Source organism: Paraburkholderia sediminicola (assembly GCF_046026675.1).
GTDB classification, from domain to species: Bacteria; Pseudomonadota; Gammaproteobacteria; order Burkholderiales; family Burkholderiaceae; genus Paraburkholderia; species Paraburkholderia sediminicola_F.
The window spans coordinates 241,720-266,650 of the sequence record NZ_JAQQEY010000002.1; the positions used below are offsets into that span (position 1 = coordinate 241,720).

Annotated in this window: 23 protein-coding genes and 2 pseudogenes; 14 read left to right on the top strand and 11 right to left on the bottom strand. The window is 58.4% G+C overall.

The annotated features are described in order from the left end of the window. Positions 1 to 46: 46 nt before the first annotated feature. Positions 47 to 823, bottom strand: coding sequence for an SDR family NAD(P)-dependent oxidoreductase (locus PQQ86_RS20910; protein ID WP_408271026.1), 777 nt, complete (start codon positions 821 to 823; stop codon positions 47 to 49). Between the two features lie 217 nt (positions 824 to 1,040). On the opposite strand from PQQ86_RS20910, the gene PQQ86_RS20915 reads away from it, so the two are divergent. Further along, a complete protein-coding gene (locus PQQ86_RS20915; RefSeq protein ID WP_408271029.1) occupies positions 1,041 to 1,625 on the top strand; it encodes a TetR/AcrR family transcriptional regulator in 585 nt (194 codons plus the stop codon). Between the two features lie 66 nt (positions 1,626 to 1,691). Here the strand turns inward: PQQ86_RS20915 and PQQ86_RS20920 are convergent, their stop codons facing one another. The 5 genes from PQQ86_RS20920 to PQQ86_RS20940 form a co-directional block, all read right to left on the bottom strand. Then, positions 1,692 to 2,621, bottom strand: a complete 930-nt coding sequence (locus PQQ86_RS20920) for a LysR substrate-binding domain-containing protein (protein ID WP_408271032.1) — start codon at positions 2,619 to 2,621, stop codon at positions 1,692 to 1,694. 91 nt (positions 2,622 to 2,712) lie between these two features. Next, on the bottom strand, positions 2,713 to 3,549 hold the full coding sequence (locus PQQ86_RS20925; RefSeq protein WP_408271035.1) for a transporter substrate-binding domain-containing protein: 837 nt from the start codon (positions 3,547 to 3,549) through the stop codon (positions 2,713 to 2,715). Positions 3,550 to 3,663: 114 nt separating this feature from the next. Next, positions 3,664 to 5,226, bottom strand: coding sequence for a histidine ammonia-lyase (gene hutH, locus PQQ86_RS20930; protein WP_408271038.1), 1,563 nt, complete (start codon positions 5,224 to 5,226; stop codon positions 3,664 to 3,666). A 296-nt stretch (positions 5,227 to 5,522) separates the two neighbouring features. Then, entirely contained in the window at positions 5,523 to 5,981 is a 459-nt protein-coding gene (locus PQQ86_RS20935; RefSeq protein ID WP_408271041.1) for a (2Fe-2S)-binding protein, read from the bottom strand. Continuing rightward, positions 5,888 to 8,284 carry a xanthine dehydrogenase family protein molybdopterin-binding subunit gene (locus PQQ86_RS20940; RefSeq protein WP_408279266.1) on the bottom strand — a complete coding sequence of 799 codons (2,397 nt, stop codon included), beginning with the start codon at positions 8,282 to 8,284 and terminating at the stop codon, positions 5,888 to 5,890. Before PQQ86_RS20940 ends, PQQ86_RS20935 begins: the two co-directional genes overlap by 94 nt. A gap of 295 nt (positions 8,285 to 8,579) precedes the next feature. Here PQQ86_RS20940 and PQQ86_RS20945 point away from each other — a divergent pair, with 295 nt between their 5' ends. The 5 genes and pseudogenes from PQQ86_RS20945 (at position 8,580) to PQQ86_RS20965 (ending at position 12,787) form a co-directional block, all read left to right on the top strand. Next, positions 8,580 to 10,937: a hypothetical protein gene (locus PQQ86_RS20945; RefSeq protein ID WP_408271044.1), complete on the top strand. Its 2,358-nt coding sequence runs from the start codon at positions 8,580 to 8,582 to the stop codon at positions 10,935 to 10,937. Then, positions 10,924 to 11,022, top strand: a pseudogene (locus PQQ86_RS20950) (FAD-dependent oxidoreductase); the annotation flags it as partial. The gene PQQ86_RS20945 and the pseudogene PQQ86_RS20950, both read left to right, overlap by 14 nt. A gap of 45 nt (positions 11,023 to 11,067) precedes the next feature. Beyond that, the gene (locus PQQ86_RS20955; protein ID WP_408279458.1) at positions 11,068 to 11,862 is read left to right on the top strand and encodes an NAD(P)/FAD-dependent oxidoreductase; all 795 of its coding nucleotides are present in this window, start codon (positions 11,068 to 11,070) and stop codon (positions 11,860 to 11,862) included. Between the two features lie 112 nt (positions 11,863 to 11,974). Then, on the top strand, positions 11,975 to 12,226 hold the full coding sequence (locus tag PQQ86_RS20960; RefSeq protein WP_408271046.1) for a GlsB/YeaQ/YmgE family stress response membrane protein: 252 nt from the start codon (positions 11,975 to 11,977) through the stop codon (positions 12,224 to 12,226). A 234-nt stretch (positions 12,227 to 12,460) separates the two neighbouring features. Next, positions 12,461 to 12,787, top strand: a complete 327-nt coding sequence (locus tag PQQ86_RS20965; RefSeq protein ID WP_408271049.1) for a lysozyme inhibitor LprI family protein — start codon at positions 12,461 to 12,463, stop codon at positions 12,785 to 12,787. A 699-nt stretch (positions 12,788 to 13,486) separates the two neighbouring features. On the opposite strand, the gene PQQ86_RS20970 is transcribed toward PQQ86_RS20965, so the two are convergent. The 5 genes and pseudogenes from PQQ86_RS20970 to PQQ86_RS20990 form a co-directional block, all read right to left on the bottom strand. Continuing rightward, complete coding sequence (locus PQQ86_RS20970) at positions 13,487 to 13,651, bottom strand: hypothetical protein (protein WP_408271052.1); 165 nt, start codon at positions 13,649 to 13,651, stop codon at positions 13,487 to 13,489. A 191-nt stretch (positions 13,652 to 13,842) separates the two neighbouring features. Next, positions 13,843 to 14,331 (bottom strand): annotated as a pseudogene (locus tag PQQ86_RS20975) (YncE family protein); the annotation flags it as partial. A gap of 17 nt (positions 14,332 to 14,348) precedes the next feature. Continuing rightward, positions 14,349 to 15,083, bottom strand: a complete 735-nt coding sequence (locus PQQ86_RS20980) for a superoxide dismutase (protein ID WP_408271055.1) — start codon at positions 15,081 to 15,083, stop codon at positions 14,349 to 14,351. Between the two features lie 38 nt (positions 15,084 to 15,121). Continuing rightward, positions 15,122 to 16,306 carry a chromate transporter gene (locus PQQ86_RS20985; protein ID WP_408271058.1) on the bottom strand — a complete coding sequence of 395 codons (1,185 nt, stop codon included), beginning with the start codon at positions 16,304 to 16,306 and terminating at the stop codon, positions 15,122 to 15,124. After that, the gene (locus PQQ86_RS20990; protein ID WP_408271061.1) at positions 16,303 to 17,280 is read right to left on the bottom strand and encodes a chromate resistance protein ChrB domain-containing protein; all 978 of its coding nucleotides are present in this window, start codon (positions 17,278 to 17,280) and stop codon (positions 16,303 to 16,305) included. The genes PQQ86_RS20985 and PQQ86_RS20990 overlap by 4 nt, the downstream gene beginning before the upstream one ends. Positions 17,281 to 17,619: 339 nt before the next feature. On the opposite strand from PQQ86_RS20990, the gene PQQ86_RS20995 reads away from it, so the two are divergent. The 8 genes from PQQ86_RS20995 to PQQ86_RS21030 all read left to right on the top strand — a co-directional run bounded on the left by PQQ86_RS20995 (position 17,620) and on the right by PQQ86_RS21030 (position 24,928). After that, positions 17,620 to 17,895: a metal/formaldehyde-sensitive transcriptional repressor gene (locus PQQ86_RS20995; RefSeq protein ID WP_408271064.1), complete on the top strand. Its 276-nt coding sequence runs from the start codon at positions 17,620 to 17,622 to the stop codon at positions 17,893 to 17,895. Between the two features lie 8 nt (positions 17,896 to 17,903). Beyond that, complete coding sequence (gene dmeF / locus PQQ86_RS21000) at positions 17,904 to 19,193, top strand: CDF family Co(II)/Ni(II) efflux transporter DmeF (protein WP_408271067.1); 1,290 nt, start codon at positions 17,904 to 17,906, stop codon at positions 19,191 to 19,193. Positions 19,194 to 19,679: 486 nt separating this feature from the next. Continuing rightward, on the top strand, positions 19,680 to 20,456 hold the full coding sequence (locus PQQ86_RS21005; protein ID WP_408271070.1) for a DUF4198 domain-containing protein: 777 nt from the start codon (positions 19,680 to 19,682) through the stop codon (positions 20,454 to 20,456). Between the two features lie 101 nt (positions 20,457 to 20,557). Continuing rightward, positions 20,558 to 20,938, top strand: a complete 381-nt coding sequence (locus PQQ86_RS21010) for a hypothetical protein (RefSeq protein ID WP_408271073.1) — start codon at positions 20,558 to 20,560, stop codon at positions 20,936 to 20,938. A gap of 51 nt (positions 20,939 to 20,989) precedes the next feature. Next, a complete protein-coding gene (locus tag PQQ86_RS21015; RefSeq protein ID WP_459252431.1) occupies positions 20,990 to 21,721 on the top strand; it encodes a HupE/UreJ family protein in 732 nt (243 codons plus the stop codon). Position 21,722: 1 nt separating this feature from the next. Further along, entirely contained in the window at positions 21,723 to 22,310 is a 588-nt protein-coding gene (locus tag PQQ86_RS21020) for a transmembrane anchor protein (protein ID WP_408271076.1), read from the top strand. A gap of 71 nt (positions 22,311 to 22,381) precedes the next feature. Further along, complete coding sequence (locus PQQ86_RS21025) at positions 22,382 to 23,587, top strand: acetyltransferase domain-containing protein (RefSeq protein WP_408271078.1); 1,206 nt, start codon at positions 22,382 to 22,384, stop codon at positions 23,585 to 23,587. Positions 23,588 to 23,773: 186 nt separating this feature from the next. After that, entirely contained in the window at positions 23,774 to 24,928 is a 1,155-nt protein-coding gene (locus PQQ86_RS21030) for a porin (protein WP_408271080.1), read from the top strand. The last annotated feature ends 3 nt before the right edge of the window (positions 24,929 to 24,931 follow it).

Below are 24,931 nucleotides of genomic sequence, written 5' to 3' on the forward strand. Positions count from 1 at the left end.
TCGCCCAAAGCGGCCAGTCGACCCGCTACCGGAAACTCGAGTGCCTTCACCCCTTGCGGAACATAGGCGCTCCCCACGGCGCACCGATCGTGCCGCCGTCGACGACAATCTCAGCCGCCGTGATTCCCGAAGCATCGTCGGAGGCGAGGAACAGCACGGCCTTGGCCACTTCTTCAGGTGTAGCGAGGCGGGCCATCGGAATGCGCGGTGCGAACGCTTCTTCGGTCCCATCGATCGTTGCGCCGGCCCGTGCGCCGCGCGTCCAGATCGGTGTGCGCGTGCCGCCGGGAATCACGGTGTTGACACGAATGCCACGCTGCACGAGTTCCGACGCAAACACCTTTGCCATGCCGGTGACGCCCGCCTTCGTTGCGGAATAAGCGGCCGACCCGGGCGAGCCCAGCTCACGCATCACGGAACCGTTCAATACGATCGAGCCTCCGGCGCTCATTAACGGCAGGGCCGATTGAACCGTGAGAAAAACACCGGTGAGATTGGTACGAAGAATCGCCTCAAATGCAGCAGCGGTCGTGCCGCCGAGCGGCGTCGGACCGGAGATTCCGGCGTTGGCGAACACGATGTCGAGGGATCCGAATGCTGCCTGGATCTGCTTGAACGTCGACTCGATCGCGCTTTCATCATCGAGATCGGCCTGAATGCCAAGCGCGTTTTCGCCGAGCTCGGATACTGCCTGATCCAGCTTTGCGCGATCGCGGCCGGTGATGGCAACACGGGCGCCTTCGGCGATCAAAAGCTTCGCTGCAGTAAAGCCGATGCCGCTGTTGCCGCCAGTGACGAGCGCTGTCTTTCCAGTAAAACGCATTTCCTTCTCCTATGTATTGCGCCGCGAGATCACGCCCCAAGCCGCACGTGCTGACGGAGCGAAAACTTCGCAAAAATCTCTGTTAAGCAGCGCGGGACAGCCGCTGCGTCCGAATGCGCATGAGCATCCTCTACATCTCATTCTGTATGTTGATCATCATGCAGAAATTCAGTATTATGCTCATCATGCAGTTTGTCAAGCGTGATGAGGCGGAAAAATGGGTTATTCGCAGGCACAAAAGGCTGAGAGCAGGCAGCGGGTTCTGGAGAACGCGTCACGACAGATTCGCGAAAACGGCATCGAGGCGCTCGGCGTCGCCGAGTGCATGCGCAGCGCGGGGTTGACGCACGGTGCGTTTTACGGCCATTTTTCGTCGCGTGATGCGTTGATCCTGGAGGCGCTCGGGCACGCGGTGAGCCAAAGCGAGAAGCGCATGGCTTCTATCGCAAGCGGTGCGGCAAAGCGTGGGGAAACGCCTCTACAGGCTATTGCCGAAGCTTTCCTCAATGAGCGCCACGTGAAGAATCCCGGCAATGGATGTGCGCTGTGTGCGCTCGCCGGGGAAGCGCGGCATGCAAATCCGGATGTCAGGGAACAGCTCACGGATTACGTGCGCAAACTGGCGTCACGAATAGCGCAAGCCATATCCAGTGATAGCACGGACGCTGGCTTGGGTATCGTCGCGACTATCGTGGGGGCCATTACGCTTGCGCGCGCCGTTGACGACGACAAACTGGCGAAATCGATTCTCTCCGAGTCGCTCGCGCTGGTTATGAGTCGCGACTCTTCGCCGGTTAGCTGAGTGTTACTTGCGACGGGCGCTTGTCGTTCGTAGTGGCACTGGCGTTGCCCGGTGAGGATCGACGATTCAATCGCCAAACATGGCTTTAATGTCGCGCCCCGTCTGCTCGGCTTCCTCAATTAGCCAGTCGAGAAATTGCCTGGTTGCAGGGGAGTCTGCCGAAGTTCGCTTCCAGCAAATGAAGTAGGGGAACGGCATGGGCAGGGCGACCTTGAACGGCGCGACGAGTTCGTGTCGCTTGATGCTATCAATGGCAAAAAAACCCTGTCCCAACGAAATGCCTCTGCCCCGAATTGCCGCATCGATTGCCATGCTGGAAACGGAGTAAGTGAGTGGCGCCAGGCCCTCGGGCAGAGGCACGCCAACCGCATGCAACCAGTGTCCCCACGTTGGCGGTGACAAGTTTGCCCATCCCCATTCGACGTGAATCAGCGGGTAGCGCAAGATATCCGCCGGTTGCGAGATCGGCTTCTCCGGCTGCAACAGCGAGGGTGCAAACACGGGCGCAACCTTGTCCGTAAAGACGACGTGATAGGGCGTTCCATCACTCGGTAGGGCCCCATACGTTAGCCGGACGTCGGCACTTCGCGCGGCGACACTGGTTTCGTGGTCGACGACCTCGACATGGACCTGTACATGCGGGCAGATGGTGTGCCACTTGTCCAATCTTGAGGCGAGCCAATGGGTCGCGACTGACGGGAACGTCATCAGGGTGAGCCGGCGGCCCGTCTGCGCCTTGAGCGCCGCCTGGGCGCTATGAAAGCATTCGAACCCCCGGGAGATGTGCGAGTGGTACATCTCGCAGAGCGGGGTCGGTCGCAGGCCCGTGTTCTCTCGCTCGAAAAGCGTGACCCCGAGAAATTCTTCAAGGACGCGAATCTGCTGACTAATCGCACCGGGCGTCACGTAAAGCGCCTCAGCGGCGGTTACGACGCCTCCGTAACGAATGACGGCATCGAATATCTGCAAGGCTCGAAGAGGAGGAAGGCGGTTCATGTCGTTGACCTGGCAAATGCCATCGTGAAGCCAGTCTAGCAAAGACTGATCTCCGCCTCGACGCGCAACGGCGTCATGCAATGCCGCACGCTTACGGCTTCACGTCGGTCTTGAACCACTTTTCCGACAAGCGCGTCACGGTACCGTCCGCGAGTGCTGCCGTGATGGCTGCGTCAAATTTTGCTTTCAGATCCGCATCCTGTTTGCGAAACCCAAGACCTTCTCCCGGCCCCCAAACCGCGCCGCCGATGGTTGGTCCGGCGACCCGGATTCGGGCGGTGTCTTTGTTATCGGCGATTCCAGCGTAGTAGGTGACGTCGTCGAAAGCTATGTCGACGCGTCCGTTGACTAGGTCGAGGTCACGTTCGGCCGAGGTCTTGTAGAGGCGTACGGACGTGATGTCCTTGAAGTTGTCGTTGATGAACTTCGTATAAACCGTGCCGGATTGAATGCCGATCGATTTCCCTTTCAGTTGATCGCGCAGCGGGGCGATCAAGGGGTTGTCGGTTTTGGGGTTGCCAGTTAGCTTGAGCGAAGAGGGTTTTCCTGTCGTATTCGCCAATCCATGTCCATCTACCGTCGCGAACGCGGCCGGTGTTGCAGCGTAGGGCTTGGAGAAGGCGATGACCTGTTGACGTTCGGGTGTGATTGCAAGGGCATCCATCACAGCATCGAATTTGCCGGCCTGCAGGCCGGTGATGAGGCCGTCAAAGTCCTGGGCGACTGTCTCGCATTGCAGGTTGACCCGCTTGCACAGATTGTCGAGTAATTCCGGTTCGAATCCCGAGATTTTGCCGTTCGGCAAGGTCAGATTCCATGGTGCATAACTGCCTTCCAGGGCGACCTTCACGGTCTTCCATTCCTTCGCTTGTGCGCTGTTTCCTGCCAGTGCCAGCACGCCGAGAAAAGTGACGAGAGAAGTCTTCAAGACTCTTGTTGAAATCGCATTCACATTACACCTCTATAGTGTCGAATCAAGGTTGTGCTTGGATCGGAAATACTCGGATCGCCACAGTTCGCGGCACTGCTGGCGCTGCTGGCTTCAGTTGTGCAAGGTGCCGGCGATGTTTTCCACGATGCTCAGCAAGTCGCCCTGTTCGACGAGGCGGTGGACGCCCATCATGTCCGGATAGAAGAACCGATCGCCTTCTGCTGTCGGGGCAACCTGTCGAATTCGCGCATACACCGCCGCGGTTGCGGGTGATGCGTCGGCCGGATCGAAGAAGTCCAGCGCCTGGGCGGCGGTGAGCAATTCGATCGCCAGCACGTGCTGCAACTTCTGCGAAGTTGTGTAGGCCTTTCGTGCCGCGTGATAGGCGAAGCTCACGGGGTCTTCCTGATTGCCGCTCGTCGGCACACTGTCGACGCTTGCTGGTTGAGCCAGGGTGCGCATCTCGCCCAGCAAGCCGGCAGCCGTGTACTGAATGATCATGTAACCGCTGTTCAGCCCTGGATCCTTCGCGAGAAACGCGGGCAGTTCGCTGAGGTACGGGTTGACGAGACGGTCCGTCCTGCGCTCCGAGATCTTTGCGAGCGTGGTCATGGCGATGCAGAGGAGATCGCACCCAATGCCGACGAATGTACCGTCGAAGTTGGCACCAGAGATCGCGGTACCGTCCTCGCTGTCGGGATAGATGACAGGGTTGTCGCCGCACGACCCCACTTCATCGAGAATCGCGTCGTACGCGTCCTTGATCGCTCGCTTGGAAGCTCCATGCACCTGAGCAATACCGCGAAGGCTGTAAGCGTCCTGCAGTCTGTAATCGACAAAGCGATCGCATAGCGCACTTCCGGCCAGCAACCGTCGGATGTTGTCGGCTGTGTTCCTCTGATCGACATGTTTCTTGACGGAGTGATACCGGGCATCCAGCGAGCGCGTGGTGGCCTTGAGCGGCTGCAGAGACATCGACGCGGCAATGTCGGCAACCTTCGAAAGCTCGAGCGCGTTGTAAAGCGCCAGCATGCCGATCGCGGTCACTGAGGTCGTGCCGTTGGTGAGCGAAAGCCCCTCCTTGCAGCGCAGCGGGTGCGGCTTCAGCCCCGCTCGCTCCAACGCCTCGGCGCCACTCATGCGTTCACCGCGGTAGAAAGCTTCTCCTTCGCCGATCAGCACAAGCGCCATATGTGCCTCGGGCGCGAGATAACCGACCGATCCGTCGCCCGGTGCGAACGGCGTGATGTCATTGTTCAGCAGTCCGGCGATTTGCTGCAGCAATTCGAGGCTTACGCCGGAGTAACCTTTGCCGAGGCTGATCAGCATCATCAGGAGCGTGGCTCGTACCACTTCACGAGGCAGCGGTTCGCCGACCGAGACGGCATGGGAGCGCACGATATTTCGCTGAAGCTGCTCGGCGTCCTCCGGGCTGATGACGCGTGTCGAATTTGCGCCAAAGCCAGACGTCACGCCATAGACAAGCCGGTTCTGGCTCAGAAAAAGATCGACCAGGCGGCGCGAACTCAACACGCGCTCGCGATAGGCGGAGGAAAACTTTATCTGTGCGCCATGCTTGGCTACGGCGATGAATTGCTCGATTGAAATATCGGATTCTCCGAGCTGAACTTCGGATATCTTGCTGGGTCGAGATTCGATGTGCGCCAGACTCATTCTGAATGTCCTCTGTCGAATGCATGAAATGAAGGGGGTGGCAATATCCGCTTCAAGGCGTGATGTTTGCCGGAGATCATTGCTGGGCAGAGTAGCGGCGGCGGGGGTGGCGCACAAACGATTTGATTTGAGTTCCGGGTTTAGTTTTACTAAAGCCGGGTTTTCTGCATCGTGTTTATTCTGCGTTTAGAAGCGATGCGTTTTGTTTAATCGGAGAAAATTATTTTCTCCGATTTTTCCTTCCCGAGAGCCTGCGAGTGAGCGGATGAATCGCTGGCGTGCTGCTCAGTTTTTGTCTATGGGCGCAGCGACTGGGCCGCCAGGTGAATGGCTTTGCGGATACGGGGAAAAGTGCCACAGCGACATGCGATGTCGCTCATGGCGTCGTCGATATCGGAATCGGTCGGATGACTATGGCAATAAAGCAACGCCGTTGCCGCGATCAATTGAGCGCTTTGACAGTAACCGCACTGCACGACATCGCATTCGATCCAGGCCTTTTTCAGCGCGCGAGCTTCTCTGCTATCCAGTCCCTCGATGGTGACGACCCGCGCGTTGTGAATCGTGGATATGGGTATCTGGCAAGCCGGCTTGGCGTTGTTATCGAGCAAGATAGTGCAGGCGCCGCAAACGCCAATACCGCACCCGAATTTGGTACCCGTCAGTTGGTGTTCGCACCGGAGCACCCAGAGGAGGGGTGTGTCGGGGGCGGAATGCATGACGACGGTTTTCCCGTTAACACAGATTGACACCATATATCACCTCCGCAAGGGACAGGCGGTTGCATGAGTGGAAGGCTGCGAAACCGGGTTCCCGTGAGTGCGAAAAGAGCATTCGCCAGAGCAGGCGCAATTGGCGGCGTACCGGCTTCGCCGACACCTTGAGGTTCAGTGCCACTCTGGATCACTCTTGTGAAAATCTCAGGACAGGTCGACATATTGACGAGAGGGAAGTCAGAAAAGTACTTCTGCTGAACCTGACCTTGCACGATCGTGATCTGTTGCTGCAATGCGGCCGAGAGGCCGAAAATAATGCCGCTTTCCATCTGCTGTTCTACGAGATTCGGATTGATTGCAATGCCACAATCAATCACGCAGAACACGCGCGTGACGCGGAAACTGTCGCCATGTTTCTGCACTTCCGCTATCTGCGCGACGACGCTGCCAAATGATTCGTGCATCGCTACGCCTCTCGCGGTCTTCCCGTCTCGCTTCAGCGGCGTATGCCAGCCGGAAAACTCGATGAGTTGCCGGAGTACTTCGGCATGCCGATGATGTTCCTGCTTCTTCAGCATATCGAGCCGGAACTGGATTGGGTCTTTGTGTGCGGCCGTCGCCATTTCGTCGACAAAGCTTTCGACAAAAAACGCATGATAGGAATGCCCGACCGATCGCCAGTTACCGACCGGGATGGGTAGTGAGACCGTATTGTGCGTGACGGAAACATTCTTGCATTCGTATGGCTGATCGAACGCGCCCTCCGCGGTCGTGATGTCCTTGAGGGCCTCGAAGACAATCTTCGGAGAGCCGAATGCGCGAGGCAGCGCTTCCACGTTGATCGACTGGCTGGCCGACTCGTTCTGCCAGGCGATCAGCTTGCCGTCGGAATCGAGCGCACCTTTGAAGCGCGACACACACGCGGGGCGGTAGAAGTCGTGGGTCATATCCTGCGCACGCGGCCAGATGGTCTGCACAGGACGTCCTTTGGCTTGACCTGCGATCGCAACCGCCTGCACGATATAGTCGACTTCGAGCCGGCGGCCGAAGCCGCCGCCAATCAGATACTGATGCACCTGTACTTTGTCCTCGCTCAGCTTCAGGAACTTTGCCACTGCCTTGCGGGCCGCCATTGGAATCTGTGTGGATACCCAGATCGTCGCTTCGCCGTCCGTGACCTGAGCCGTACAGTTGACGGGTTCGAGCGTTCCGTGCGCGAGGTATGGCACTTTGTACTGCATTTCCAGAGGTTTCGATTCCTTCAGAACCTCATCGACGTTACCTGTCACATAGAAAGACCGGGGATGGGTGTTGTCATCGAGGGCCTTGATCAAGGTGGCGCAAATGTCTGTATCGCTTACTTTCGCCGCTGGCCCGTGGTCCCATGTGTACGACAACCGACAGAGCGTGCGCATTGCGATAAACGGGTTATCTGCAATGACTGCGACTCCGCCGGTACCACCGTTGTATGGTTCGACCTTGAAAATAGCATGCACACCTTCTTTATTCGTCACGTTCGAAGAATCGTAGCCGGTCGCAGTGCCTCCGAGCGTCGGGCACATCGTGACGCTCGCATAGAGCAGGTCGCGCGGCAGTGCATCGATTCCGAATTTCGCTGTGCCATTGATTTTCGATTGTGCCTCGATGCGCTTGAATCGCTGACCAATAATCGTGAAGCTGGATTTTTCCTTGAGCTTGACATGGGTGGGGCGCGATTCGAGCTTCGCCGCATCGACAAGTTCGCCGAACGTCACCGACTGTTCCGGACCACAAATAATGCGGCCCGAGCGTGCTTCGCATTGACCGACCGATACTTTCCACTGCTTTGCCGCCGCGCTGCATAGCATCGTGCGAGCCGATGCGCCGGCTTCGCGCATGGGCTTCCAGAGATCGACGATGCTCGTCGATCCGCCTGTCACCATGGTGCCCAGGAGGCGGGCAATCAACCGCGCGAAATCTTCTTCAGTCGTCGCCCGCCAGCTGTGATCGTCAGGACGTATAGCAAGCGAGCGCGCCAGATTTTCGCGGTTTGTGTATATCGCATCGATAGGAGAATCGACAATGCGGATCTGAGACCAATCCGCGCCGAGTTCTTCCGCCAGCAACATCGCAGCGCCCGTGTGGATGCCCTGGCCCATTTCAGCTTTGCTCATGACGATCGTGACGTTGTTGCCGGTATCGATCATCAGCCAGCCGTTGAGCGCCACATTGGTGCCAGGCGTATCGAGTGGCATCTTTGGGACAAGCCTGTTGTCTGACGGAGATACGGACCATCCGATCGCGAGCACGCCCAGGCCCGCCACACTGGCACCACCTAGAAGAAAGGTTCGCCGCGCCAGCATGACATCGTTCACCGTATGTTCTTACAGCGTATTGAGGTCGGCGAAGGCCGAAGCCGGGATCTTGCTTTGCTCACGATCGAGATGTGAATTGCTTCAAACAAAACGAACGCTTTTCTTCTTCTCGAATCACCTATATTAGTCACTGGATTTGGCGATTGCGAACCCGAAATGCAGCAGGCAAGTGGAGCGATCGCTGAAAACACAGCAATCGCCAGTAGACCCAGGGAAAGCACGCAAGCAGCAGACAAGTTTTCTCCGCGCAGTCTTGGGCGAGCCACTCATTGGGAGGTGGTAGATGCTGATCGATGAAATCCACGCGTTGGCTGGCAAATTATCGGCACCGTGGAAGGATGTGCTGAAACGACATGGTCTCGATCTCTCGTCTTCGGATTCGCCGCAACGCACTGCCGTATTGTTGAGTGAAGGACTGAAAATTGACTGGCAAGATCGGCGCGTTCAAGATCTTTGCCGAATCACCGAACGCGCGATAGAACCGGGCGACCCCGCGCGGAGCCTGCTTTATCACATGCTCGCGCTGTCCGAGTGTCCATCGCCCGATGGCGGAATAAGCCTGGAAGATATAGACCTGCTCGAAAACTATATCTACTCGCTCGCACCTTTGCCTTCCGACTGGTCGACACTCGACATTGCCATTCTGGCCTATCAGTATCGTCCCGCGCGCCGTACCGGACATCAGCAGCACGCTGACATGGTTTTCTCGCGGCTCGGCATCGCGCGAAATGGCGACACGGAAGCACTCTACGACGCGCGAACACGGAGCTACGTTCCGCACGTCGAGAACAAAGTCGAGCATGTGCGGGTGTTGCCGGCGCGGTATGGGGCGTTTCTTGTACGGCGTGTATCCGGTCCAGACGGACTAGCGATGATCGAAGGAAAGCAGCCTGGCGACGCACATCGCGCATTCATTCAGCCGGTGCGCAAGCTGTTTTCCGCCGAATGCCTGCCGGACATGACGTTGAATCTGGATTATGGCCATTGGCATGTCGGCGAAAAGCTGAAGCGCGCCGTCAAGGCACGATGGGGCATTTCTCCGGTCCCGTTGGGAGATCTCGACCGTCCTCCGTATTCGATCGTATGCCGGTTTCCGGATTTGGGGCAGTCGGCCGCGACGGGCGTTCCATCAATCGTGCTCAAGCATTGTGGCGGAAGCGTACTGTTGATGCCTGCGGCGCGGCCTCTGATTGAACCCGTGACGTCGGCGAACTATAACGTTGGCGGGTTCTCAGTGCCGGCCCGATGGCGCATCATACACATCGTCAACCGGCGCTATACGACTATGCGTCTGTTCACGGATCTATACAGGTTGTTTCTTGCGTTCGTTGCGCAGATACATGAAATGTTTTTCCCAACGATCGCAAAGAACTGGTTCTGGCTGCGTTTTCCGGAACCTCGCAACTCGCCGGAATACATGAATATCCGCCATATGAGGGACGAGAACGGTACGTATGCGGACATGCGTACGCATCCGATCCGTCAATCGGCATTCGTCGAGAAGGTGATCAAAGGCGGTTACGATGCGCAACTGTTTCTTGATCACTGTCTCGAAGGCGCAGTCACGATCAGAATCAACGAGCTCGTGAATCGGCGAGTATTGCCCGCTTACTCGATCGTGGCTGCGCCGGACTTTTTCCCTTATGCGGACCAGTCCGAATTACAGCGCTGGTTCAACGAAGATCGCATCGACCCCAAGACTCAGTTTAGAAACGGCTCGCCTATATCGCTCAGCGCGGAGCGGCTTCCCGTCAATCCGCATCACGTCGATTCGTTCAGCGAGAAAGAGGCGTTTTCGACTGGCGAAGATACGATTTCCGTTTCATTCAGTCTTGCACCGCGCGCATCAAAAGAGTCTAACGAGAAGGCGTATTTGCCTCGTATGGTGTCGTTTCTATCCGATGCATCATCGAGTGTTTTTGCACCGGGTTGGGACGTGACCTACGCGGGGGGACATCGTAAAGGGATCTATCTCGCAACGTTTGGCCTGGGCAGTCCATTCGCAGAAGACATCAAGTTGTGCGCAGCGTCGAACAGTTTCTGGCCCGCTGTCAGCCCGGATGCATCGCGAACCTTCAACCGGAGCGATGCGCCAACGGCCATTCCGATGCTGGACAGCGAACTTGGATTTCATCCGCAACATCCTTTGGTGCAAGGCGGCCTTGTACATAACACGCGCACAGGATGGGACGGCGAGTACGGTCCCTTTCTTACGGCCGTGGGCACGGTTGATTACGCGGATATCGAGCGATCGGATTACGTCGCGAACGCGCTGGGCGGCAATATGCTGTATGGCGCCTTCGAACATGTCGACGCAGCCGAACTCATTCGCAGGATCAAGGCGCTGCGCCTCGCTGTGGCAGCATGCGATCCAACCCATACTCCCGCAAAGACCCAATTATGGCTTGTCTCGGCAACGGAGTCCGATCAGCCGGCAAGCGCAAAGAAAACCTATCATTTCCTGTTCGTTCTTCCCGAAGACGGCGCGAAACCGGTGCAGCATGTGCCGGGACGCTTGCGCATTCGATACGGCGAGGCCATCAGTTGTAACGCGACCGATTCGATGCTGATAGGGCACGTTCAACGATACCCACCGGGACCTGAGGCACTTCGGCTTTACTCAAGGTATGAGTCCGTGTGATGTTCTGGTTATCGGCGATGGTCCTGCCGGATGCGCGGCGGCAATTGTCGCCGCCAACGCAGGATGCGACGTCACGATGTTAGGTCGCGGCCTGTCGCATTCGGCGCCGGAGTGTGTATCGAACCATGCATTGAAGTTGCTCGGGCTGCTGGATCCCGCAGTGATCGAGCAGTTGGATGCATGGCTCGATGTCGATTCGGAATCTATTCCCGGCCGCGCGGTTGTGCGGAGTCGACTCGACGACCGTTTGCGAGTCGATGCGTCGGCGGCCGGGGTAGCCCATGAGTGCGAATGTCTGTATCCGCTTTTGCCTCGCATTGAAAGCGGACGTGTCGTCGGTGTGACGTGCGGAGCGGATGAGTGCAGGGCGTGCATCGTCATAGACGCGACGGGAATTACCGGCTTCCTGCGACGCGGACTTTCACTCGATGAAACCGTCGACTCGTCACCCATCTGGCTTCGTCGCGGTTTCGCCAGCGGATGCTCGTCGCAGAGCGACACCTATTGGCAGATCGCGCGGGAAGGCTGGCTCTGGCTACGGCCGACATCGGCGCAATACATGTGGACTTCGTTGTCCGTGCAACGGAACGCGCATATCGCCTTGCGTTCTGGCATATCCGCCATTGGAACTGTGTGGCAGCAATGCCGACGCTGGCGACATCTTCATCAGGCCGCCGGTCCCGGCTATTTCGTATGCGGTGATGCTGCGGGATATCTCGATCCCGCCTCAGGCGATGGCCTTCGGTTCGCGATTGAATCCGGCATACGTGCGGGGACACTTGCCGCAGAGGTATCGAAGCATCCGGGCAGATCGAGTATTGCCGCGGCGCTCTATTCAGATTGGGCTTTGCAGGACTATCTGGCCACGAAAGAAGTACTGCAACAAGTCTATATCCGTGCGCATCTGGACATCTGGCGCAGCTAATGCGGGGCTGGTCGACTGCCACATTTAGCGCGTATGCTCCGAAAAGCAGCGCAGTGAAACAATAGTCGGCAATAAACGAAAACCGTAGCACTCACACTCTTGGGAGGTCAGCATGCTTTCCTTTATCGGTACGGTAATTGTAGGGCTGGTCGTCGGATTGATTGCGCGGGCGCTGAAGCCCGGAGACGACAGCATGGGGCTCATTATGACCATCATCCTCGGCATTGCCGGCTCGCTGATTGCGGGCTATGTGGGGCGTGCACTGGGCTGGTATCAACCCGGCCAGGCGGCAGGTTGGATTGCGTCGGTGATTGGCGCTATCGTTCTGCTGATCATTTATGGATTGGTGCGCCGACGGAGTTAAGCTGCGCGCGGTGACGCGCCCAGGGTGGCGATAGAAAGTGGCACGCTCGCGCGAAAGTGGACCCGGTACGTTGATTTGCTCCCAGGAAAGGGGATCATTATGCAATCTGCATTCAAACCAATTTGCCGGGTACACTCCGTTCACCGCGCTCTGCTCGTACTTCTTGCACTCGCGTGCTCGCCTGCATTTGCTGGCGCTCCGGATCCCGCTGACGTCATCTCGCAGCAGAGCGGAGTGCCTGCGAGCGAGGTGCAAGGCATGCTCGCGAACTGCGACGCGAACCAGATGAGCCTGAACTTCTGTGCATGGCGCGATAGGGTGGTTGCCGAGCAGAAGTTGCAGGACGTCGTCGAAGATAAGTCCGCAAAATTCCCGAACTGCAAAGCGAGTCTGGAAACGAGAGTCGCCGCGTGGAAGAAGCGCCGCGATGCGAGTTGCAAGAAGTCCGCCGAGGCAGAACACGGAGGTGGTTCTATCGTGCCGATGGAAATTGCCGCCTGCCAGGCTGCAGAGACTGATCGTATGACGAAGGTCATTGGGTCGATTCATCGATGCAATTGACTGGCAAGTCGACTCATGGCCGGTAACCGTGATGGCGAAGGAAAGAAGTTGGCCAACGCCGCAGCGTTTCTTTCTAAGATCAGGCGCTCGGATCTCGGCTGATTCAGCAGCGATGTTAAGCCGGATTCAGTCGAACGGAGACGGTTGCCATTCGTCTCAGTCGGGCCATCTACGGTCAATCAATAGGGCCTCGCGAATGACCGGAGTTTGCCCTCGCGCGGACCTTCGTGGCTTTGACCATCCTGTCCAACTGAAGCGATCACCCGTTCACGGGAGCTTCGATGGCGACTTTAGCTGCACAAATCATGCTGTCCGCCATCCGAGAGAACCTCGGTTCGATGGCTATTTTTTTCGCAGACGTTCCTTCGCCAGGCGAGCAATGACTGCCGGTGCCTGGTTCGGTATGGCGAAAACTGAACTGACGTTGATCTCACAGAGTACGTGGGAACTCAGACCGAAACGCAGATCTGTCGTGATAGAGATGAGTATCCGTTCCCCAGCCGAGATTCCGGGTGCGATGCAGAACTTCCTTGACGCCCATCTTCAGGATGACGTCGGGGTGGGCGCTGACCCAGGGTCCACGCGACGCTACCTCCCGCAGCATGGTGTCAAGCGCTACCCGGATCTGCCCGTCGTGAATCGGATCAACCCATACCAGTACGCCGTCAACCCTCAGAAGCTGCTCACGCACTTCATCCACTATCTCGTCGGAATAGACAGCGGGTTGCGCGCCTCGATACCGATCGCCGTCAACTCTTCGACGACGCGGTAAAAGCGATTGTTCGCCGGTGTCGCACTTTTACGCGCCTCGTGATCGCCGCGCCACAGTACGGCCACCTTGGCGGCAGTTTTAGTTTGACTCATCTTGTCCTCCATAGGCGCCAGCATCCAAGGCGTCACTTAAGCGCGAACAACTTCGCGATTGGCAGGATTGGCACTACGCATTCCAACTCCGTTGTCTTTATCACCACTTGCCGGTCTTTCCAGGTGCAGGGGCGATTCTGCCATCCGCCGAAGTGTTTAACCGCCCCGAGTGCGTCACGATTGCCTCAGCCTTACGGCGCCATGATGCGCAACATCGCCTGTCCCTGAACTTCCTTGAGCGGGAAGTAAGCGCGATGCGTCGACTCATCTACCGCGACAACATGCGCGTTGGGGCCGACGCGGCCGTCGCCAATCTTCGACACGTTGCCCGCGTCGGCTTTGAACATCGAGACGATGCCGGCTTCGCCAGCCACGTAGAGCAGATGCAGTTGCGAGTCGAAGGCCAGGACGTCGGGGTCCTGACCGACGTCGAACGATGACGTGACGCGCATCGTGCGCATGTCGAGCACCAGCAGCCTGTCATTGCCTTCGCAAGCGATGAAAGCAAGCCGTTGCTGCGGTTCGATCAGCAGTCCGTGATTGCCCGGCGCGCCAGGCAGATCGATCCGTGTGACGATCCGGTCCGTGGCTGGGTCAATTTCGAGCAGTTGCCGTCGCGATTGCACGTTCACGAAGATGTGTCGGGAAACCGGATCGTACTGAGTATTGCCGACTTCACCAGTCTCTCGCATCCAGTTCACGTCATCCTCCGAGCAGGCATCGCTGCCTGCATCCGCATGGCGGCGTTGTCCCAGTTGATGAGGCTAAACAGCTGATTGACATATTCATTGCGCTGGTTCTGGTACTTCAGGTAGTACGCGTGCTCGAAAACGTCGAGGACAAGGATGGGCTGAATGCCCCACGCGGTCAGCTTCTGATGGTTCTCGCACTGCAGGATCATGAGCTTACCTGTTGCAGGGTGGTAGCCAACAACGCCCCAGCCCGATGCTTCTACAGCAATCGTTGCGGCGATCAGTTGTGCCTTGAACTTCGCATAGGAACCGAAATTCCTGTCAATTGCTTTGGCCAACTCGCCCTTCGGTTCACCGCCTTTACCCGAGATACTGGTCCAGTAAATGGTGTGCAGGATGTGGCTGGACAGCTGGAACGCGAGCTCTTTCTCGTAGAACTTCACCAGCGCGAAGTCGTTTGAGTCCCGCGCTTTCGCCAAGGCGTCTTCAGCCTTGTTCGCGGCAACTACAGCAGGCTTGTGGTGAAAGTTGTAGTGCAGTTCGACGGTGCGCGCATCGATGATGGGTTCAAGCGCGTCGTAGGCAAACGGCAGCGGTCCAGCGGCATACTTGCCGTCCGCGTCTGTGAGCTTGTCGGTGTAACCGGGCTCCTCTGCCGCACGAGCGGTTTGTGCCTGGGCCAGCATGATTCCCGCGCCAACAACAGCGGTGTCCTGCAGGAAGGTCCGACGTGTTGCCATGATTACGTTCCTTGTAGAAGGCGCGCACGCGCATTCCGTCAGATCGCGTGCGAATGAATGAGCGGATAGACAGCAAGACCAAACAGGGCAGCCGCAACGACAATCACCGGCTCCTGCAGCTTCTTGAATCGCCAGAGCAACACGATCGTCACAAGCGCAAGCACGACAGTGGGCCAGTCAACGATCGAGCGCCGCGCGATGACAATGACTGAGCCGGTGATCGCGCCCACGGCCGCCGCCGTAATGCCATCGACGAACGCCTTGACGGCGGGCAACTTGCCGTATTTCTTGAAGTACGGCGCTGGAAGCACGGTGAACAGGTAACAGGGTAGGAAGGTCCCGAGCGCGGCGACGCAGGCGCCCGGGAAGCCCGCGACCAGGTAACCGATGAAGCCAACTGTGATGACGACCGGCCCTGGCGTAATCATCGCCACGGCCACCGCATCGACGAACTGCTTATCGTTAAGCCAGTGATGCTCGGTCACCACGCCACCGTAGAGGAACGGCACGATCGCGAGTCCCGAACCGAACACGAACGCGCCGGCCTTGGCGAAGAACAGCCCGACCTGGCCGAGCAGCGGCAGATCAAGACCACTCAGGACGCCGCTTACGCCCGGCGCCTGCGTCACGGCAAGCGCATTCAATCCGCCTTTGCCAAGCCACTTCGGTGGTGCATGCCGGAACCAGTTGAGCAGGCCACCCGCGATAAACAGCCATGCGATCTCGGATTCAGTGACCACGGTGACGACCGCCAGCGTCAGGAATATCGCCCACAGCAGTCTGTCTTTACCGACGGTCTTCCTGGTCAGCTTGTACGCGCTCATCGCGATGATTCCGACCACCGCGGCGCCCACGCCATAGAAGACTGCCTGCATCCAGGAGAGGCCGCCAAACTGCGCGTAGGCCCAGCCGAGCGCCACAACCATCAGGAACGAAGGCAGGACGAAAGCGATACCGGCCACCGTTGCACCGACGACGCGGTAATGGACGTAGCCGAGATAAATGCCGAGTTGTGCGGCGAGAGGCCCTGGCATCATCTGAGCCAGCGCCAACCCCTCCTTGTAGTCCTGTTCGCTAATCCAGCCCCGACGCTCAACGAGGTCTCGATGCATGTAGCCGACCAGCGCCACCGGCCCGCCGAAGCCGAAGGTGCCGAGGCGCAGCATATAAAGCATCAACTGGCCGAGGGTATAGCCCGGTGCGGTCGCCGTGGTGGTGTTCACGAACGGCCCTCTGCGCTGTTATTTTTTTTGCTCGCCGCAAAGTGCGCATAGATCGAATCGAGCACGCGACCCATTTCGTCGAGCAGTTGGTCGTCGTCCAACGCGCGTTGACGTGCGCCCGCCATCACCGCTTCGAAGCCGATTGCCTCGGGCACGGGTGCGCCGCCGACGTCGAGCGCGTGCACCATTTCACCGAGCCGAAGAAGCGCCGCGTCGTCTAGGCCGAAGCTCACGACCAGTACCTCAAACGTCACGCGCTCGCCCACGTGTGTAAATGCGGCACCGTCGAAGTCGAAGCCAAGTGCATCCGGCGGGCAGGCCTCCGGAGAATCCAGCCAGAGGAACCGCGCCTTCGGGTCGATGAAGCGACGGATCAGCCATGCGCTTGCGACGCGGTCGACCCACAGCCGCTGTCGGGTTGCCCACGTGCGGGCCTGATACTCGTCGCGCCGTAACGGCCGGATGGGCTGCTCGGCCGCATGTGGCTCACCCGGCGACAGGACCGTATCCGCGAGCGCTACAAAGTCTTCCCATGCGACTTCGGCGTCGGTCGATGGCGCGCCCGGAAAGTAGTCGATCGTCCGGATCGCGTCATAGTCCTTGCGCAGGCGACGCAGCAAGCGCGTGACGTCTGCCGGCGGCAGGCCGCCCAGCGTTTTGCGCGCAGCGCCCAGTGACGCGACAAAGGTTGCGTAGTCGTCGTTCCGGTCGAACAGTACGCGAAAGTCCGCTTCCTGCGACGCGTCCAGGCTTGGCGCCCGCAGCAGATGCGCTGTGCCGCCGGCTTCGTCGATGCTGCCGGCAAGTTCGCGCAGCATGTCCTCACGCTCCCCGGTGTGAGGCAACAGGTAGATGCCGTCACGCAGGACAGCGCACCCCTTCGCTTTCAGCGCGCGCCACGCCCGCATGCGCGCGGTGGCGTTCTCGGTGGGGAACGTCAGAACGAGGACAGACCAGGTGGTTAAGGTATTCATGTAAAGTAAACTACACACATGTAGCGTACTTTACAAATTATATTTGTTTGACTTCAGTGGAACCGCATTGACCGTGATTGAGTTGAAGGGCCAAAGGGCGCGGTGGTCCAGAACCTCGTGAGTGTGCGGATGTTCACGCCTCTCGCGAATATGAAGAGCGGTAAAAGCGGCGTTGTGACGTGCGTTCACGGATTGACGGGCTACGAATATTAACCATGTTGGGGAAGTATCTGGCGAAGCCAGTGAGCACGGAGAATTTCGCGCGAACAAAAAATACCCCCACCCCCTATGGTAGACTCCGAGAAATTATATACCCCCACGGGGTATCTGGAGGATGGTATGAGTCATACAGTTCAGGAAAAACAGAAACTTCTTAACAGGGTTCGCCGTATCAAGGGGCAGGTTGAAGCCATCGAGCGGGCGCTCGAGGAAGAGCACGGCTGCACGGATGTTCTGCAGCGTATTACGAGTTGTCGCGGAGCGATGAACGGCCTGCTGGCGGTTGTGCTGGAGGACCACATCAGGAATCACCTCGTCGATGCGGATAACGGCGAGGACCACGGCGGCAGCGCGACGGAACAACTCATTGAAGTTGTTCACAGCTATTTCAAGTAGAGTCAAAAATGAGTGATTTCAGAGATGCCGCATTCGGTGCCGGCCATGACCACATCTTTCTAGGTGCCGCTCATGAAAAGAACGAGCGCAAGACGTGGGCGGTCATTGCACTGTGCAGCGCAATGATGCTGATTGAAATCGTCGGCGGCAGCATGTTCGGCTCGCTTGCGCTGGTCGCTGACGGCCTGCATATGTCGACGCATGCCGGCGCGATGCTGATTGCTGCACTTGCCTATACCTATGCGCGCAAGCACGCCACCGACTCCCGCTTCGTGTTCGGTACCGGCAAACTTGGTGACCTCGCAGGGTTCACGAGTGCCATCGTGCTCGCGATGATTGCAGTGCTGATTGGCTATGAAGCGGTGTCGCGTTTCCTGTCGCCGATACCCATTCACTTCGGCGAAGCGATTCCTATCGCGGTGGTCGGCTTGCTTGTCAACCTGGCAAGCGTGTGGCTGCTGAGCGGCGGCGATCACGGCCACGGCCACGGCCATAGCCACGGTCATAGCCACGGGCACGGTCATGGCAATGACGAGCACGCTCACGAAGACGAAGTGAAGAAGATTTTCGCTTCTTCCGGCGTGTTTGCAGTTTCCATCTTCGAGGACGGCGTGCCGCCCGTTTTCCGTATTACGCCGGCGACGGAGGCGTCGCGACAGGACTCGTCGGCGGTGTCCGTGACGACCGTACGGCCTGGTGGGACACAGCAGGTATTCACTTTCGCGGACCGCGGCGGCTATCTGGAGTCGAAGGAAGACATCCCTGAACCACATGCCTTCAAGGCTATAGTCCGGACGCCGGAGGGCGAGCACGAACTCGAATTCGAAGAGCATGAGGATGGCCACGACGTACATGAAGCAGCGACCCGGGACCACAACATCAGGTCCGCGTACATCCACGTGATAGCTGATGCAGCGGTCTCCGTACTGGCTATCATCGGCCTCTTACTGGCACGCACATTTGGCTGGCTCTGGATGGACCCGCTCGCGGGCGTCATTGGAGCGCTGGTGATTGCAAACTGGTCGTACGGCTTGATGCGGGACACCGGTTCAATCCTGCTCGACATGAATCCTGACCGGCGCATGGCAGATAACGTACGGCACGCCATTGAGGACCGTGGTGACAAGGTGGTCGATCTGCATGTGTGGCGAGTCGGTCCGGGCCATATGAGCGCCGTGGTGTCTGTCGCGACGAATGAGTCTCAACGGGACTCGCGTTTTTATCATGCTGTGCTTGAGCGATTCAAGGGGTTATCGCACGTCACTGTCGAGGTACAGCCCTCGCATGCAGTAGGCTGACCGATTGCTGTCAAGTGGGCGTGCATGGACGCGCGTCCCACTACTCTCGCACCGCGTTCTGGTTCAGGCTAGGACGATCCTTTCATTTCTCATCATCTGTTCTGCTACGAATCTGAGCCCCTGACTTTCGCGCGCGGCTCAGTCTTTCATAAGCATTTTGCGGCGATTGACGCGCACATGTGTGGGGAAACCCTGTCCAGATCCGGGAATCCGAGCGCGCATAACGTGCAACAGAATCTTCCGCTAATCGGAACGCCAAAAACAACATATCTACGCATTGACGGGTTGCGTTTCGAAATTGTTCGAAAAATGCAGGTGCTGTAATTCACCTGTCGTTTTCGCAAAGGCTTTCTGAAAGAAACGACACCCCTCATCAAACGGATAGCGCCATCAGTTGCGTGGCGTGGATTGCAGACTGGCGTAACGAAGGTCGCCCGGATTGTTCGAGCCGTCCTTTGCGCGCCATCGAACAACGGAGAATCTTCAATGAAGCTGACCGTCTCTACTCTCGCTCTCGTCACCGCGTCGATGCTGTGCACCGCAGGTGCAAGCGCCCATCAGATCTGGTTTGAGCAGTCGCCTAACAAGACGATGACGTTCTATTACGGCGAGTTCGACAAGAACATGCTGGAAGTCACGCCGGGAGGCATGGACCGCTTCAAGGCACTTACCGGCCAGTCGATCTCCGACTCCGGTGCGAAGCCACTGGATATGAAACTGCAGCGCGCAAGCTTTTCGGTAGCGGAGAGACCTGGCAAGGGCGACTCGCTCGTTGCGGTCGATCATAAATATCCGATTTTCAAGGTTCACGACGAAGGCACCACGGTCGATACCTATTGGACCCCGGCTACGCGATGGGTCGGTGATTTCAGCGCGCGCCAGCCGGAACTCGAACTTGATGTCGTGCCCACGGGCGTGGTCAAAGGTAATGTCGCCCAGTTCCAGGTCTTCTATCAGAAGGAGCCGCTGACGAACAAGCCAGTAACGCTTTCGTCGTGGGCAGGCTGGGACTATCTCGGTACCACGGACGGAGAAGGCAAGGTGTCCTTTCCGTTGCCATGGAAGGGCACTTACGTTCTCGGCATCGAGTACCGTGATCGTACGCCGGGTGAGCGGGTCAACACCGAGGGTGTCACCGAAAAATACGCGATCCGTAGCTTTAGTTCGACGTTGTCTTTCTATCAGCCGACCGGCGCGGAGCCAATGAAGCGCGCGCCGTCGACGCTCCCCGCGTCCGAAATCGCACGGCTGAACGCGAAGTAATAAACGGTTGCACGGTGCCGCGTCGTTGCTTCGAACACGGCGCGCCCGGAAGCACGAACGCTGATTCACCGATTCCAACCGATATCCGACAAGGAGCATCGATGAACTACCTCGCCCGTATTCTGGCCGTCACGGCTGCCGCATTCACGATCAATCAGGCTGTCGCACACGGCGTTCCGCTGCCGCAGCACGGTGGAATCATGGACGACGCAGGTCTCGTGGCCGTCGAAATGGTTGCGAAGAACCGCACAGTCGAACTGTTCGTCACCGACGATGACGCGCCGGTCGACGCACGCAATATCAAGGGCGTGCTGACGGTCACATCCGCTACCGGCACGAAGAAGCAAACGCCTATCGCGGCCGTATCCGGCAACCTGCTTCGCTCGCAGGACGTTGACGTGCCTCCCGGCTCGCGCGTCACCGCATTGCTGACGATGGCGGACGGTACGACCAAGGTGAGCGCGCGATTCAAGGTTCAGTGAAGCTGCACGCTCAACCTCCTTTCATTAACGTCTTTCGAAAAGGAACAGCGGATGAATCGCATCTGCACGCTCTGCCGCGCGTGGTTGGTCCGGCTCGCAAACGGCTGCCCGCTGATGTTGCTGCTGCTCGCCGGTACCACGGCGCTCGCATACGCACACGGCGTCTCGGACGACGACAAGTCGTTTATCGAAGGTAGTGCGGGGATCAACCTGATTCCATACATCTACCTTGGGGCGAAACACATGGTCACAGGCTACGACCATCTGTTGTTTCTGTTCGGCGTGATCTTCTTCCTTTATCGGCTCAAGGACGTCGGCCGCTATGTGACGCTGTTCGCCGTCGGGCACAGCACGACCTTGCTGTTCGGTGTGATCGCGAACGTGCATGCGAATCCGTACCTGATCGACGCGGTGATCGGTCTGTCGGTAGTCTACAAGGCGCTCGATAACCTTGGTGCGTTCAGGAAGGTGCTGGGTTTCGAGCCGAATCCGCGTCTCGCCGTGCTGATTTTCGGCTTCTTTCACGGCTTCGGGCTGGCGACGAAACTCCAGGAGATGACCATCTCGCGCGACGGCATGGTGCCGAACATCATCGCGTTCAACGTCGGCGTCGAAATCGGCCAGTTGATCGCACTGAGCATGATCCTGATCGCGATGACGTACTGGCGTCGTTCGCCAGGCTTTCAGCGCCACGCGCTGCTCGCCAACGCGGTGCTGATGGCTGCGGGCTTCGTGCTCGTCGGTTTTCAACTCTCCGGCTATTTCTTTCCCACGGTGGCATGACATGAGCACATACGAGGTATCGAATCAAAGCCTGATGAAGGCCACGTCCGGTGCTGCGGTCGCGGCGCTGGTCATTCTCGCGCTGTTCGTTTTGCCTGCAGAACGGGGCATCGACATCACCGGACTCGGCGGTGTGCTCGGACTGACCAGGATGGGCATGAAGAGTCCGTTCGCTGAACCGGTTTCGGGAGTGGCGCCCGCACAGACCGTGGGCGATCTGCCGATCCCGAACCGGTTGTCGATTGCACAGGCTACGCCGTATCGCAGTGACGAAATGGAACTCGTCCTGCCGCCGAACGCAGGTGCCGAGATCAAGGCGCAGATGAAGAAGGGCGATCACTACATTTTCCAGTGGTCAGCAACGGGCGGACCGGTCAACGTCGATATGCACGGCGAACGGCCGCACGCGGGCAAGGCCTTCACCAGCTACTGGAAAGATGTCGATCAGACATCGGCGCAAGGTTCGTTCACCGCGCCGTTCGACGGCACGCATGGCTGGTACTGGCGCAATCGCGGCGATGAAACCGTCACGATCAAAGTGAAAACCAGCGGTTTCTACGAAAAACTCTTCCGCCCCGACGGGCATTGAACGGGTGCCGGGGCGCAAGCGCCTGCCACTTTCCTGAACGCTATGCCCTATCTCAGACGAGGGTGATCAAAATGACTATCTCTTCGGGTTTATCCAACCCAGCGGCTGCAGCCGCACGGTCCGTCGCGAAGCCGGCGGTGCAGTCGCGCACGCGGATGATCGCTATCGACGCACTTCGCGGCTTTGTGATGCTGTGCATGCTCGTCGATCACGTACGGGAGACATTTTTTCTGCATCGTCAGGTGACCGACCCGATGGATGCGTTCACCGTAGCGCCAGAGCTGTTTTTTACGCGGATGGTGAGCGAAATCTGCGCACCGGTGTTTATCTTCCTGACCGGCCTGTCCGCGTACCTGTACGGTCAGTCGCATACGCCGAAGGAAACCTCGGCCTTCCTGTTCAAGCGGGGCATTTTTCTTGTGTTTCTCGAACTGACTTTCGTGTGCTTCGCGTGGACCGCGGAATTTCCACCCAAAACGCTGTGGCTGCAGGTGATCTGGTGTATCGGGCTGTGCATGATCGCGCTGTCGGCTTTGCTGCACTTGCCGCGAAAGTGGCTGATTGCGATCGGTATCGTCATCATCGCCGGGCACAACCTGCTCGATGGATTCACTCTCGGACCTGACTCACCGCTGTTCGTGCCGTGGTCGATCCTGCATCAACGCGTATTCATCGACCTGGGTGGCATTACGCGGGCACGCACGACGTATCCGGTTCTGCCGTGGATCGGCGTAATCCTGCTCGGCTATACGATCGGCCCATGGTTCGCCAAACAGGTCGATCCGGGCGAGCGCATGTCGCGGCTGCTGAAGGTGGGTGCGGGCGTGCTGGTCGCTTTCGTCGTGATTCGCTATCTGAACTTCTACGGCGAAAAACCGTGGGCGCACACCGGCGATGCACTGCGCACGTTCATGAGCTTCATGAGCGCGAAGAAGTATCCGCCGTCGTTGATGTTTCTGTTGCCGACGCTTGGAATCGGTCTGATTCTGTTGGCCTGCTTCGAGAAGATTCAGGACCGGCGTATCGCAGACATGCTCGCCGTACTTGGCGGTGCACCGATGTTTTTCTATCTGCTTCACCTCTACGTGCTAAAGGCCCTCTACCTGATCGCGCTGCATGTGTGGGGGGCAAACCAGGGGCAATTCTACGGGTTCGACAGCATCGCAGGGATCTGGCTGTGGTGGGCGATCCTCGCGGTCGTGCTGTACCCGCCGGCGCGCTGGTTCTCAAAACTCAAGCAGCGCCGCAAGGATATCTGGTGGCTGAAATACCTTTGAGGGTCGGCCAGACCCGGTGCCAGCTTCTCATACAGCGCGGCTAGCGCCCTTCGTTACCCGGTTCGGAGCCGTTCTCTCCGGATTTCGCTCGCATTTCCAGCTCGACTCGCCACGACAGGTGGCGGGTCGGTCTGCGCGCGCTTCGTGCGCAGACTGCCTCATCCACTATTTCTTTACCGGACGTTCATGATGAACAGGTCGCGTGCAGCAAGAACCAAGATTGGCGGAGCGATAGCAATCGCTACCTTCGGCGTCGCGGCCAGCGCATCGGCGCAAAGCTCCGTGACGTTATATGGCATCGTCGATAACGGATTCGTTTATACACATAACAGTGGTGGCCAGCCGACCCAGCTCGGTCTGATCAGCGGCAGCTTGTCCGGGTCGCGGTGGGGGCTCAAAGGGGTTGAGCCGCTAGGTGGAGGGTTGTCCGCAATTTTCCAGTTGGAGAACGGCGTTAACCTCAACACCGGCAAGATGAATCAGGGCGGGCGACTGTTCGGGCGGCAGAGCTATGTCGGCTTGAAAAGTGCGACGGCCGGCACGCTCACGATGGGCCGCATCTATGACCCGCTAACAGACCTCGTTCAGCCGGTGCAGGGCGACAACTATCTCGGACAGACTTTCACTTCGCCGGGTGATGTAGATAACGCCGACAGCAGTGCTCGCTTCAACAACGCGTTAAAGTGGGCAAGCCCCAAGTGGTACGGCTTGAGCAGCGAATGGATGTACGGCTTCGGCGGGGTGGCCGGCAGTGTCGTGTCGGGCCAGACATACAGCGCGGCGCTCAGTTACGGCCAGGGAGGCTTTACGGTCGCGGGCGGCTATCTGCACATGGATCGCGGCAACCCCACCTTATCGACGCGTGGCACTGCGTCTTCGGATACGCTGTTCAACAGTTCGGTCAACGCGGCGTATTCCTCCGCGAAGGCGATCGACGTGTGGCGTGTCGCGACTCAGTACGCGTTCTCTGCGTTCACCTTGGGGGCGTACTACAGCGACTCCCGCTATTCGGCCGATGGCGCATCGAGCTTCTCGCACACCGAAATCTATCGCAACACGTCGGCGTTCGGTGTATGGAAAGTGACGCCGGCCTGGCTTGCGGAGGTGGCGTATAACTTCCTGAAATCATCAGGCGATTCGGCAGCGCGTTATCACCAGATCAGCGTCGGTGCCGACTATCTGCTCAGTAAGCGGACCGATATATACACGATCGTCAGCTATACGCATGCGTCGGGAGAAAACGATGCCGGAAACGCTCAAGCGGTGATCGGCGCGACGGACATTGATGCCGGGAAACCGTCGCAGACGCGCGTCAATGTGGGACTTCGACATCGCTTCTGATTT

Coding starts and splice junctions, on each gene's coding strand:
- PQQ86_RS20910 (WP_408271026.1), bottom strand. CDS start 823: ATGCGTTTTACTGGAAAGACAGCGCTCGTCACTGGCGGCAACAGCGGC.
- PQQ86_RS20915 (WP_408271029.1), top strand. CDS start 1,041: ATGGGTTATTCGCAGGCACAAAAGGCTGAGAGCAGGCAGCGGGTTCTG.
- PQQ86_RS20920 (WP_408271032.1), bottom strand. CDS start 2,621: ATGAACCGCCTTCCTCCTCTTCGAGCCTTGCAGATATTCGATGCCGTC.
- hutH (WP_408271038.1), bottom strand. CDS start 5,226: ATGAGTCTGGCGCACATCGAATCTCGACCCAGCAAGATATCCGAAGTT.
- PQQ86_RS20935 (WP_408271041.1), bottom strand. CDS start 5,981: ATGGTGTCAATCTGTGTTAACGGGAAAACCGTCGTCATGCATTCCGCC.
- PQQ86_RS20940 (WP_408279266.1), bottom strand. CDS start 8,284: ATGCTGGCGCGGCGAACCTTTCTTCTAGGTGGTGCCAGTGTGGCGGGC.
- PQQ86_RS20945 (WP_408271044.1), top strand. CDS start 8,580: ATGCTGATCGATGAAATCCACGCGTTGGCTGGCAAATTATCGGCACCG.
- PQQ86_RS20960 (WP_408271046.1), top strand. CDS start 11,975: ATGCTTTCCTTTATCGGTACGGTAATTGTAGGGCTGGTCGTCGGATTG.
- PQQ86_RS20970 (WP_408271052.1), bottom strand. CDS start 13,651: ATGAGTCAAACTAAAACTGCCGCCAAGGTGGCCGTACTGTGGCGCGGC.
- PQQ86_RS20980 (WP_408271055.1), bottom strand. CDS start 15,083: ATGGCAACACGTCGGACCTTCCTGCAGGACACCGCTGTTGTTGGCGCG.
- PQQ86_RS20990 (WP_408271061.1), bottom strand. CDS start 17,280: ATGAATACCTTAACCACCTGGTCTGTCCTCGTTCTGACGTTCCCCACC.
- PQQ86_RS20995 (WP_408271064.1), top strand. CDS start 17,620: ATGAGTCATACAGTTCAGGAAAAACAGAAACTTCTTAACAGGGTTCGC.
- dmeF (WP_408271067.1), top strand. CDS start 17,904: ATGAGTGATTTCAGAGATGCCGCATTCGGTGCCGGCCATGACCACATC.
- PQQ86_RS21005 (WP_408271070.1), top strand. CDS start 19,680: ATGAAGCTGACCGTCTCTACTCTCGCTCTCGTCACCGCGTCGATGCTG.
- PQQ86_RS21010 (WP_408271073.1), top strand. CDS start 20,558: ATGAACTACCTCGCCCGTATTCTGGCCGTCACGGCTGCCGCATTCACG.
- PQQ86_RS21015 (WP_459252431.1), top strand. CDS start 20,990: ATGAATCGCATCTGCACGCTCTGCCGCGCGTGGTTGGTCCGGCTCGCA.
- PQQ86_RS21020 (WP_408271076.1), top strand. CDS start 21,723: ATGAGCACATACGAGGTATCGAATCAAAGCCTGATGAAGGCCACGTCC.
- PQQ86_RS21025 (WP_408271078.1), top strand. CDS start 22,382: ATGACTATCTCTTCGGGTTTATCCAACCCAGCGGCTGCAGCCGCACGG.
- PQQ86_RS21030 (WP_408271080.1), top strand. CDS start 23,774: ATGATGAACAGGTCGCGTGCAGCAAGAACCAAGATTGGCGGAGCGATA.